Below are 11,494 nucleotides of genomic sequence, written 5' to 3'. Positions count from 1 at the left end.
AACATGATCCACCAAAGATTATTCAACGTTTATAATTCTATTCCTATAGAATTAATAAAAGGTTCTGGGTTCCACTTATTTGACGAAAATGGACAAAGGTATTTAGATTTTTATGGTGGACATGCTGTGGTTTCAATTGGGCACTTACATTCACATTATATAAAAGCTTTACAGGACCAAATAAATAAAATTACTTTCTATTCAAATTATGTTAACATCTCTAATCAGGAAAGATTATCAGAATTACTTTGTGATGTATCTGGTTATGAAGATTATAAACTTTTTTTATGCAATTCTGGTACTGAATCTATAGAAAATGCTCTTAAAATTGCTTCGTTTCATAACAGAAAAAAAAAGATCATAGCTTTTAAGGGTTCTTTTCATGGTCGAACAAGCGGCTCAACATCTATTACGGACAATACAAAAATTTTAGCCCCATTCAATTCTAAGCATGAAGTAGTTTTTTTAAACTATAAAGATTTGTTATCTGTGGAAAAAGAATTAAGAAAAAGGAACGTTTGTGCTCTTATTACTGAAGGAATACAAGGAATCTCTGGAATAATTGATCCTGGAGATTTTTTTTTACGTGAAATACAAAATATGTGCAGATATTATGAAACCGTTTTCATACTGGATGAAATCCAAAGTGGATATGGCAGAACTGGAGATTTTTTTGCACATCAGCGATCTGGAGTAAATCCAGATCTTATATCTTTAGCTAAAGGTATGGGAAATGGGTTTCCGATTGGTGGGGTCCTTATCAACCCAAAATTTGAAGAATTTAATGGAATGTTAGGCAGTACTTTTGGAGGAAATTATTTAGCTTGTGTAGCTGCTATTTCTGTTTTGGAAGTTATTAAAAACGAAAACCTTTTAAAAAACGTTAAAATAATCGGAGAAGAATTATTGAAACACTTGCAAGATATTCCTCATATTGAGGAAATAAGAGGTCGGGGATTCATGATAGGATTACGGTTTAATTTCCCTGTAAAAAAATTAATAGAAGTTCTGATAAATCAGGAAAAAGTATTTGTTGGATTTTCTTATGATCCTTACGTTTTAAGATTATTCCCTCCCCTAAATCTAACAAAAGATAATGTAAAATTATTTATAAAAAAACTGGTCCGTTCTTTGGAATCCTAAAATGAAAAAAAAAATTGCTTTTCTTCATATAGAAAATGGAGAAAAATATGAAGCATATCATTTAGGCGCTCCTATATCTTCTTATGGTGAAGTAGTTTTTAATACTCCTATGACTGGATATGTGGAAAGCTTAACAGATCCTTCCTATTTTGGTCAAATCTTACTTTTTACTTATCCTAGTATAGGAAACTATGGGGTACCTAGTTCTCCCTTATCCAAAAAATTGATCTCTAGATTTTATGAATCAAATAAAGTTCATGTTTCAGGTTTGATTGTTTCAGATTATTCCCATATTAATGGGAAAATGTTTAAAAATCTATCCAATTGGTTAAAAGAATATAAAGTTCCAGGTCTTTATGGATTGGATACTAGATGCTTAACAAAAATACTTAGAAAACGAGGGACTATGCTTGGAAAAATCTTCTGTTTTGAGAAAAACATTACCTTTTTCGATTCCAGCAAAGAAAATGAGAAGATATCCATTAAAGAAAAAATTATTTATGGAAATGGTCGATACAAAATATTACTGGTTGATTGTGGAGTAAAAAATAACATTCTACGATGTTTGCTTATACGAAATTGTTCAATTATTCGTGTACCTTGTAATTATGATTTTACTAAGGAAAAATATTATGACGGAATCTTTCTTTCCAATGGACCTGGAAATCCTAATGAGTACCAAGAAACTATTCTACATCTTAGAAAAGCATTAAGATGGAATAAGCCTGTTTTTGGCATTTGCCTTGGTAATCAACTACTCGGTGTATCCACAGGCTCTATAACGAGAAAACTTAAATATGGTCATAGAAGCTATAATCAACCAGTAATATTGAGTGCTACCAATAAAGCGTACATAACCTCACAAAACCATGGTTATGTGATTGATTCCAAAATAATTCCTGATCAATGGAAAATATTCTTCAAAAATCTAAATGATCAAAGTTGCGAGGGTATTATACATACAAAAACCCCTTTTTTTTCTGTGCAATTTCACCCTGAAGCTTTTGGAGGTACAAATGATACTGAATTTTTGTTTGATTATTTTATTGATCTAATTAAAGGATCCAATGAAAATTAAGAAAGTTCTTCTAATAGGTTCAGGTGCATTGAAAATTGGAGAAGCTGGTGAATTTGATTACTCTGGAACTCAAGCATTAAAAGCCATTAGAGAGGAAGGAATTTTTACCGTCCTAATTAATCCTAATGTTGCCACAGTCCAAACTTCCGAAGGAATAGCCGATAAGGTTTATCTTTTACCTATACATGCTTATTTTGTAGAACAGGTTATACAAAAAGAAACCCCTGATGGTTTAATATTGGCGTTTGGTGGCCAAACGGCCTTGAGTTGTGGGCTCGAACTCTATAAAAAAGGAATTATTGAAAAATATAAACTAAAAGTATTAGGAACTCCAATTCAGTCTATTGTTAGAAGTGAAGACAGGGCTCTTTTTCGTAAAGAGCTCCAAACTCTTGGAATAAAAAATGCAATAAGTGTAGCAGTGGATTCTATTGAAAAAGCTATGAAAAAAGCTGAAGAAGTGGGATTTCCCATGATAGTTCGTTCTTCTTATGCTTTGGGGGGCTTAGGAAGTGGATTTGCGTATGATATTAATGAACTAAAATTTATAGCTGTAAAAGCTTTTTCGTATACGAATAAAATTATTCTAGAGGAATCTCTTAAAGGATGGAAAGAAATAGAATATGAAGTTATTCGTGATCGTTTCGATAATTGTATTGCTGTTTGTAATATGGAAAATATTGACCCAATTGGGGTTCATACTGGAGAAAGCGTTGTTGTGGCACCTTCTCAGACTTTGAGTAATTCCGAATCTTATAATCTAAGAGATATTTCTACTCGAATTATTCGTCATTTTGGTATTATTGGAGAGTGTAATGTCCAGTTTGCTTTATCTCCAAATTCAGTAGATTACCGCGTCATTGAAGTTAATGCACGTCTTTCTCGTTCAAGTGCCCTTGCCTCTAAAGCAACTGCTTATCCATTAGCTTTTATAGCCTCTAAGCTTGCATTAGGTTATGGCTTACATAAGCTTAATAATATTATTACTGGAATAACTTCAGCTTTTTTTGAACCAGCTTTAGATTATATCGTTTGTAAATTACCCCGTTGGGACCTTAAAAAATTTGATAGTGTTTACCAAAAAATTAGTAGCAGCATGAAAAGTGTTGGAGAGGTAATGTCTCTCGGTGGATCTTTTGAAGAAGCTTTACAAAAAGGTCTTCGGATGCTTGATCTAGGCCTCCTAGGTTTTATTAACCCGAAAAAGCTTTTTTTAACTACCCATGAAATGATTGAGGAAATGCTGAAAAACCCAACAGATAAACGTATTCAAGTAATAGAATCAGCTTTTTATGCTGGATTTACTATTGAGGAAATTCATCATCTTACAATGATAAACCCTTGGTTCTTGAAAAGATTAGAAAGTTTATTCCTAACAAAAAATAATTTTATTTCTTATGGAAATTGGTCTAAAATTCCATATAAATCTTTAATAGAATCTAAAAAGCAAGGGTTTTCAGATGAACAGATTGCAAGTTTTTTTGTGGTTGAAGAAGATTTCCAGAGAGTATCAAAATATATAAGAAAAAATAGAAAATCTCTATCAATTATTCCTTTTATACGCAGAGTTGATACATTGGCTGCTGAATATCCTGCAAATACGAATTACCTTTATCTAAGCTATCACGCAGCTAAACATGATGTAATCTGCAATAGAAAATCCATACTAATTTTAGGATCAGGTGTATATCGCATTGGTAGCAGCGTGGAATTTGATTGGTGTAGTGTTAAAACACTAGAAACTATTAAAGAAATAGGATATCAATCTTTGATGATAAACTATAATCCAGAAACAGTTAGTACTGATTTTGACAAATGTGATAGGCTTTATTTTGAAGAGCTTAGTATTGAACGTATTTTAGATATTCTAGAACTAGAAAAACCTTTAGGAATAATAGCCTCTATGGGAGGACAAATTACCAATAATTTAGCTTTAAAACTCTATAAAAGCGGTATTCCTGTATTAGGCACTTCTCCTATTTCTATTGATAAGGTGGAAAACAGACATATTTTTTCTAAGTCTTTAGATATTCTAGGAATTAGTCAGCCACTTTGGCAAGAATTCTCTGATTTTTCTTATGCTGAAGATTTTACTAAAAAAGTTGGATTTCCAGTTCTACTACGTCCTTCTTATGTTCTTTCAGGTGCATCAATGCAAGTAGTTTACAATTATGATTATTTTAATTTTTATATTAAAAAATATGGAAAAATAGCTACAGAACATACTATAGTTTTAAGCAAATTTATTGAAAATGCTAAAGAAATTGAATTTGACGCAGTTGCTGCTTTTGGTAAAATTTTTTTTTATGCAATTTCTGAACATGTGGAATTTGCTGGAATCCATTCAGGTGACGCTACTTTAATTTATCCACCAAAAAATATTGGGTTCTTTTCTAGAAAAAAAATAGAAAGACTATCTCAAAAAATTGCTAAACATTTTAATATTTCTGGTCCTTTTAATATCCAATTTTTACTTGAAAATAATCATATTCAAGTAATAGAGTGTAATTTAAGGGCATCGAGAAGCTTCCCTTTAGTTTCAAAAGTTTCGAATATTAACATGATCGATTTAGCTACAAAGGCTATTTTTGGTAAAAAACTTTTTTGGAAAAATAAAAATTTAAATATGAGTTTTTTGGGGGTGAAAGCTTCTCAATTTTCTTTTTCTCGCCTACATGGATCTGATCCCATTCTCGGAGTTGAGATGACTTCAACTGGAGAAGTGGCAAGTATTGGTATAAGCTTAGAAGAAGCTTTAATGAAAGCGATGTTTTCGGCTGGATACCGAATTAATGAAAAAAACATTTTCATTAATGCCTTATTTTTCGAAATTGAAGCATTAAAAATCTATGCTCTATTTGCTACATGGAAGTATTGGAATTTATTGTATAAACAAGGGATAAAATCCATTTTTATACATGGGTCGAAATATATTATGAAAGTAGAAAAATTGGACGTTGTTATTAACATTTCTAAAAAATTAATAAATTTAGATGATGATTATGTCATTCGTAGGGCTGCAATAGACTTAAACATTCCTTTAATAACTGATTGCTGTTTAGCAAAAACTTTTATAAATGCTTTTTGCAAACTATCGATAGATGATCTTTATCCAGTATCTTTAGATACTTACAATGAACCAATTTCTAAGTATAGAAGATGTAGAGGATTTACGGATCCTCATTGAAAAGGTTAAGTATTTAAAAAAAAATCCTTATTATTTCCAAAAAATAGGAGAAAAAAAAACTATAGGTTTAGTTTTTTTTAATCCAAGCTTACGTACTCGTTTAAGTAGTCAAAAGGCTGCTTTTAATTTAGGAGTCAATATTTGGATCTTAAATACAGAGAATGATTCTTGGAAAATAGAAATGAATGATGGAACTGTTATGGAAAAAAGTCAAGAACACATTAAAGAAGCTATCTACGTAATGAGTCTTTATTGTGATATTTTAGGAGTACGAACTTTTCCAAAATTTTTAGATAGATCTTATGATTCCAAAGAACTTTTTTTAAAAAAAATAAAAAATTATTCTAGAGTACCTGTAGTTAGTCTAGAGAGTGCAACTTTGCATCCTCTGCAATCCTTAGCTGATGTAATTACCATTGAAGAATTCCGTCCGACTAAAAAAAAAAGGATTAAGGTTGTATTAAGTTGGGCTCCACATGTAAGAGTTTTACCTCATTCAGTCCCTAATTCTTTTCTGCAATGGGTATCCGAACTTTCGAAAGTTGATTTAGTTATTACTCATCCAAAAGAGTATGAACTAGATAAACGTTTTAGTAAAATGGCAAAAATAACTTATGATCAAAAGGAAGCTTTTGAAGGGGCTGATTTTATTTATGCTAAAAATTGGAGCAGTTATTTATCATACGGAAAAATACTTTCTCAAGATACTAATTGGAGAATTACAAAAGAAAAAATGAGTTTAACTAATAACGGGAAGTTTATGCATTGTCTTCCCGTCCGAAGAGGAATAGTGGTGGAAGATTCTGTACTAGACGGAAAAAATTCTCTTGTTTTTCAACAAGCTGAAAACAGAATTTTTTCTACACAAACAGTTTTCATTGAAATTCTCAAAAAAATATTAAGTGATTCATTTAATAAAAATAGGAGGAAATATTATCGATAATGTAGATCTGTTAAAGGATTCTTTAACAGCTTTTCATAAGCTTGATGGAGGTAAAATATTAATTCATGGAGGTGGAAAAATTTGTGGAAAAGTTTCTGAAATATTAGGCGTTTATTCTTATTTCTTTAATGGAAGACGAATTACGGATGATATAACACTTGACGTTGTCACTATGATATATGCTGGACTTATTAATAAAAAAATAGTGTGTTTTCTACAATCTTTAGGTTGTCTTGCGTTAGGATTTTCTGGAGCAGATGGAAATTTTATTAAAGCTTTTAGACCTTCTTTAAGGGAAAGAAATTATGGGTATGGGAATGTAGGAAATTTAAGTAAAAAAAGTTTAAACCTTCCTTTTCTAAATTTTCTTCTTGAAAAGGGATTTATTCCTGTTATGTGTTCAATTACCCATGATGGAAATGGTGGTTTGCTAAATACCAACGCAGATAATATTGCTGCAAATGTGGCAGAATCTCTAATTTCGCATCATAAGGTTAGTTTACACTTTGTATTTGAAAAAAAAGGTGTTTTACTTGATCTAAAAAATGATAATTCATTTATTCATAAAATGGATGAAAAGACCTACCAAGAATTGAAAAAAAAGAAAGTAATTGCAGATGGCATGATTACTAAATTAGAAAGTGCTTTTTTAGCTTTAAAAGCTGGAGTTACTCTCGTAAAAATAGGTCTTTTTATAGAGAAAAAAAAATATGGAACAATTTTAACATTAAAAAAAGAAAAATATGGCAAAAGAAATAAATTTAAAAAAAGTTTTTTTCCAATCTAAAACTCCTGTTCTAGTAGATTTTTGGGCACCTTGGTGTGGTCCTTGCTTAGCTATCTCGGCAGAGATAGACGAATTAGCAGAAAAATATAAAGGAAAAGCTTTTATTGTAAAAGTTAATGTGGAGAAACATCCTGAAATTGCTAAAGAATTCAATATACGAAGTATCCCTACTCTAGTTTTTTTTAAAAGTGGAAAAGAAATATATAGACATATAGGATACGCAAAAAAAAGTATTCTGGAATCTAAATTAGAAAATGTTTTTGAAGAAGATTTTTTTTAAAGATTAGGTCTGGTAGTTCAGTTGGTTAGAATACGCGTTTGTCACATGCGAGGTCACGGGTTCGAAACCCGTCCAGATCGATTAAAGTTACAAAGTTACAGTGTACCTATGACGGGATTCGAACCCGTATAGCCCATAAAGGCTACAAGATTTTGAATCTAGCGTGTCTACCAATTTCACCACACAGGCATTAAATAAAATATAATAAAAGATAAATCATTAATCAAATTAGTATGAGGAAAAAATTACTGAAAAAAGTAAGAGTACGATTCGCCCCAAGTCCTACTGGACCTTTACACTTAGGGGGGCTTCGTACGGCTCTGTATAACTACCTGTTTGCTATAAAAAACCAAGGAAGTTTCGTTTTGCGAATAGAGGATACAGATACAGAAAGATTCGTTCCAGAATCTGAATCATACATATCTCAGGTTCTTGAATGGTGTGGAATAAGACCTGATGAATGTCCATTTTTTAGAGTAAGCCATGGTCCGTATAGACAATCAGAGAGGAAATATATTTATATTTATCAAGCAAGCCAACTTCTAAAAAAAGGTTTTGCTTACTATGCTTTTGATTCAAATGAAACTCTTGAGAAGATTAGAAATAAATTTCAAAAGAATGGAGAAAAATTTCTTTACAATTCTATAATTAGAGAAAAAATGGAAAATTCCCTTTCGCTTTCATACAAGGAAGTGCATCGTAGATTAGAAAAGCCTTACGTAATACGTTTTAAAACCCCTTACAAAAACGAATGTTTGGAAATATATGATGAAGTACGAGGAAAGATTCATATAAACACATCTACCCTAGATGATAAAATTCTTCTTAAATCCGATGGAATGCCTAGTTATCATTTGGCTAATGTTATTGATGATCATTTAATGCATATATCCCATGTTATTAGGGGAGAAGAATGGTTACCTTCAATGGGATTTCATTGTCTTTTATATAGATCATTTGGATGGGAAATTCCAAAATTTGTTCATTTACCATTGATTTTAAATCCAAGAGGAAAAGGAAAGCTAAGTAAACGTGATAAAGGAAAATTCCCTATATTTCCTATTCAATGGAGAGACCCTGAAACTGGTATAGTTCTACGTGGATATAGAGAATATGGTTACTTCCCAGAAGCTATTATCAATATGCTTGCTTTTTTAGGATGGAATCCAGGAGGAGTGGAAGAATTTTTTCTAATGAATGACTTAGTCAGAAAATTTTCTCTGGAAAAAGTTGGAAAATCCAGTGTCTATCTCAGTCTAGAAAAAGCTAGATGGTTCAATCACCAATATTTGAAAAAAAAAACACTTTACGAAATAAGTGCTCTTTTTCGAAAAAATATTGAAAAACATCATATTTTATATGATGAAAATTATATACGAAAGGTTCTAGAATCTGTAAGAAAAAGAGTTTGTTTTATTAATGAAATTTGGGAACAATCATCGTATTTTTTCATATGCCCTAAAAGCTATGATAAATGTTATCTACAAAAAATTAGATCAAGCAGATACTGCTTTATCGTAAAAGATTTAAAAAAACTCTTGGAATCTGTAGAAGATTTTAAAGAATCTTCTTTAAAGATAAAAATAAAGGATTTTTCAAAACAACATAACATAAGTTCTGTTTTTTTTCAAAAAAAATTGAGACTTGCCTTAGTTGGAAGTTTGCGGGGAGTTGGCATTTTTTTTCTAATGGAAATGATAGGAAAGAGAGAAACGCTTAGTAGAGTAGAGTGTTTTTATAGAGCATGTAATGCTCGTGTTTAATTTTTTTTTTAAATTTCTCCATAATTATGAGTTTATACAAATTTCTTCTATTGGTGGAAGAATTTTGATGGCATTTACTGTTTTTTTTTAATGATTTTTTTTGGTTGTGCATTTATATGTTCACTATTTTTCGTATAGAATAGGGCTTTTTATGGCTTTTGTTTCTCTCTGTTAGCATTTTTTTTATTCTCCACATTTTCTTCTTTTTTTAAAAAAAAAGAGGGTAAATTATACAAAATGGGATAATGCTAGTACCAGGTAATTCTTATTTTTTTAATCCTACATTTTTACTATTCCTTTGAAAAACGATAAATATGGAAAAATAAACAACTATCAATTGGTCATAAGTTTATTTAAGAATCCAGTTTATACTACATTTTATATTTTGTAAATCTTGTTCCATTCCAAGAAATCTAGCCTATAGGCTGTAAGGCGTTTTTTCATCAGCCATTATATGTAGAGCTTGTACTCTTTTAGGTGGTAAGGTTATAGAAGATAAATACGTAAATCTCTTTAAGATTTCTGAAAAGATTACCAACTTCCAATAATCCAATGAAAATTTATCCACGTTATACTTGGTATGAGGGTTGTTAAATTGGAGAAGCTAATATACTATTGCTGATTATTTAGCTTATTAGCACAGGTCAGTAAATAATCCTGAATTTAATAAATCTGAGGCTGCTATACGGTAGAGAAAAGTACTGTAGATTATTTTCACAAAGCTTTAGTAATGTGTGGTATGTCTCGTAATGAAAAAGGTGTGGAGATAAAGTTAGGTGTAGAGATGAAGAAAAAGCATATATAGGCCCGTAAGTGCCATTTAAGGTAAGAGATGATGCTAATTATGCTAATGTTTCAGCCTGGGCTTATAAATAAACTCTTACACTCGTTCATATAAATAATACTTTTCTATGAAAAAATATTTAAGCTTTATTCTCAAAATTTGAGGCAAAATGGTCCAGAATAATCTGGGAGATTTTAAACCTATTCTGTATAGAAAATTTACTCTGAAAGTTCATTTTTATAAATGCTCGATTATCTAAATGAACGGAAGGAATATGCGGCTCTTTATAGAAATGGACAAGCACATGGCTCAGACTTGTCAATTACAACCAAGTCTTTTACAGTTATTAAAGATCTTGTACGTTCTGCTTTTGATAGAATTATGACTATTTATTTACGTAAGTGGGAAAACTATTGATGAAAATTCTATTCTTATTTAGAAGAGTATAAGGCTTTCGTTCTTGCCTTGTTGTGGAGCTTGCGTAGTAACTTGTCATCTGCGATGCTTTTTGTTTATGCCAAAGTATCCCATCTGTAAAGGATAAACGTCGTGTAATATGACGGAACAAATGTTCGCTAGTAATGAATAGAGTAAATGCTTTCTTTGCAGAAGATTAAGGAATTGCTATAGTTTTTTGGCTATTCTCAATCGAGCACTTCTTGCGCGTTTATTCCTTGTTATTTCCTCATTATTTGGAGTAATAGCTTTGGAATAAATAGATTCTAAATGAATATTTTTTTTTCCGAAAAAATCTTTTTCTAAAAAACCTTCAAACGATCCTGTTTTGAAAAAACGTTTAACCAAACGGTCTTCAAGTGAGTGATAGGAAATTACAGAGATCCTTCCTTCTTTACTCAAAAAAGAACTAGATTGAGTCAATAGTTCTTTTAAAGCGTTGATTTCATCGTTTACTTCTATTCTAAGTGCTTGGAAAAGTCGAGCAAAAAATTTTTGCTTTTTAATTTCTTTAAATAACTCCATTAAATCAAATGAAGTTTCTATGTTTTTTTTTGCACGTTTTTTTACTATTCTTTTAGCAATAAACTTGCTGTTTTTAAATTCTCCATATTTATAGAAAACTTCACTTAATTTTTTCTCTGAATAATATTTCAGTATTTCTTTAGCTGAATATTTAGAACGCAAGTTCATTCTCATATCAAGAGGATAATTAAAACGAGTAGAAAAACCACGATAGGCGGAGTCAATTTGGTGCCAAGAAACTCCTAAATCAATTATAACACCTGATACGTTATTTATTTTTTTAAGGTTCAAAACATCTTTTATAAATCTAAAATTTTTATTAAAAATTTTTAATCTTTTGTCTTTAATTGGGTTTTTTTTTATAGCTTCTTCATCTTGATCAAAGGCTAATAGCCTACCCTTTTTGGTTAATTTTTCCAAAATTGCCCTAGAATGTCCCCCTCCCCCAAATGTAACATCAATATATGTTCCATTCGGATTAAAAACCAAATTTTCTGTGCTTGAATTTATTAGTACAGGTTTGTGATATATTTTTTTTTTCATTTTCA

Annotated in this window: 9 protein-coding genes and 2 tRNA genes; 9 read left to right on the top strand and 2 right to left on the bottom strand. The window is 30.7% G+C overall.

What is annotated here, in order from left to right; all coding sequences use genetic code 11:
* Window positions 1-3 precede the first annotated feature (3 nt).
* The 7 genes from VF849_01805 (at window position 4) to VF849_01775 (ending at window position 7,498) form a co-directional block, all read left to right on the top strand.
* Window positions 4-1,143, top strand: a complete 1,140-nt coding sequence (locus VF849_01805) for an aminotransferase class III-fold pyridoxal phosphate-dependent enzyme (GenBank protein HEX9232752.1) — start codon at window positions 4-6, stop codon at window positions 1,141-1,143.
* Window position 1,144: 1 nt separating this feature from the next.
* Window positions 1,145-2,221 carry a glutamine-hydrolyzing carbamoyl-phosphate synthase small subunit gene (gene carA / locus VF849_01800; protein ID HEX9232751.1) on the top strand — a complete coding sequence of 359 codons (1,077 nt, stop codon included), beginning with the start codon at window positions 1,145-1,147 and terminating at the stop codon, window positions 2,219-2,221.
* Window positions 2,211-5,408 (top strand): carbamoyl-phosphate synthase (glutamine-hydrolyzing) large subunit, encoded by a 3,198-nt coding sequence (gene carB, locus VF849_01795; protein HEX9232750.1) that lies wholly within the window; start codon window positions 2,211-2,213, stop codon window positions 5,406-5,408. The genes carA and carB overlap by 11 nt, the downstream gene beginning before the upstream one ends.
* Window positions 5,356-6,351, top strand: coding sequence for an N-acetylornithine carbamoyltransferase (locus VF849_01790; GenBank protein ID HEX9232749.1), 996 nt, complete (start codon window positions 5,356-5,358; stop codon window positions 6,349-6,351). Before carB ends, VF849_01790 begins: the two co-directional genes overlap by 53 nt.
* Window positions 6,311-7,138 carry an acetylglutamate kinase gene (argB, locus tag VF849_01785; protein HEX9232748.1) on the top strand — a complete coding sequence of 276 codons (828 nt, stop codon included), beginning with the start codon at window positions 6,311-6,313 and terminating at the stop codon, window positions 7,136-7,138. Before VF849_01790 ends, argB begins: the two co-directional genes overlap by 41 nt.
* Window positions 7,095-7,418: a thioredoxin gene (gene trxA, locus VF849_01780; protein ID HEX9232747.1), complete on the top strand. Its 324-nt coding sequence runs from the start codon at window positions 7,095-7,097 to the stop codon at window positions 7,416-7,418. Before argB ends, trxA begins: the two co-directional genes overlap by 44 nt.
* Before the next feature lie 6 nt (window positions 7,419-7,424).
* Window positions 7,425-7,498, top strand: a tRNA-Asp gene (locus VF849_01775).
* 23 nt (window positions 7,499-7,521) lie between these two features.
* Here the strand turns inward: VF849_01775 and VF849_01770 are convergent.
* Window positions 7,522-7,607: transfer RNA gene (locus VF849_01770), tRNA-Leu, on the bottom strand.
* Window positions 7,608-7,651: 44 nt separating this feature from the next.
* Here VF849_01770 and gltX point away from each other — a divergent pair.
* Together gltX and VF849_01760 are read left to right on the top strand one after the other, a co-directional pair.
* Window positions 7,652-9,181: a glutamate--tRNA ligase gene (gltX, locus tag VF849_01765; protein ID HEX9232746.1), complete on the top strand. Its 1,530-nt coding sequence runs from the start codon at window positions 7,652-7,654 to the stop codon at window positions 9,179-9,181.
* Window positions 9,182-10,208: 1,027 nt separating this feature from the next.
* On the top strand, window positions 10,209-10,382 hold the full coding sequence (locus tag VF849_01760; protein ID HEX9232745.1) for a hypothetical protein: 174 nt from the start codon (window positions 10,209-10,211) through the stop codon (window positions 10,380-10,382).
* A gap of 207 nt (window positions 10,383-10,589) precedes the next feature.
* Here the strand turns inward: VF849_01760 and rsmH are convergent, their stop codons facing one another.
* Window positions 10,590-11,489, bottom strand: coding sequence for a 16S rRNA (cytosine(1402)-N(4))-methyltransferase RsmH (gene rsmH / locus VF849_01755; GenBank protein HEX9232744.1), 900 nt, complete (start codon window positions 11,487-11,489; stop codon window positions 10,590-10,592).
* Between the last annotated feature and the right edge of the window lie 5 nt (window positions 11,490-11,494).

Source organism: Blattabacteriaceae bacterium (assembly GCA_036390115.1).
Lineage (GTDB): Bacteria > Bacteroidota > Bacteroidia > Flavobacteriales > Blattabacteriaceae > DASQPV01.
This window is presented reverse-complemented; position numbering and strand designations above follow the sequence as displayed.

Coding starts and splice junctions, on each gene's coding strand:
- VF849_01805 (HEX9232752.1), top strand. CDS start 4: ATGATCCACCAAAGATTATTCAACGTTTATAATTCTATTCCTATAGAA.
- carA (HEX9232751.1), top strand. CDS start 1,145: ATGAAAAAAAAAATTGCTTTTCTTCATATAGAAAATGGAGAAAAATAT.
- carB (HEX9232750.1), top strand. CDS start 2,211: ATGAAAATTAAGAAAGTTCTTCTAATAGGTTCAGGTGCATTGAAAATT.
- VF849_01790 (HEX9232749.1), top strand. CDS start 5,356: ATGAACCAATTTCTAAGTATAGAAGATGTAGAGGATTTACGGATCCTC.
- trxA (HEX9232747.1), top strand. CDS start 7,095: ATGGCAAAAGAAATAAATTTAAAAAAAGTTTTTTTCCAATCTAAAACT.
- gltX (HEX9232746.1), top strand. CDS start 7,652: ATGAGGAAAAAATTACTGAAAAAAGTAAGAGTACGATTCGCCCCAAGT.
- VF849_01760 (HEX9232745.1), top strand. CDS start 10,209: ATGCTCGATTATCTAAATGAACGGAAGGAATATGCGGCTCTTTATAGA.
- rsmH (HEX9232744.1), bottom strand. CDS start 11,489: ATGAAAAAAAAAATATATCACAAACCTGTACTAATAAATTCAAGCACA.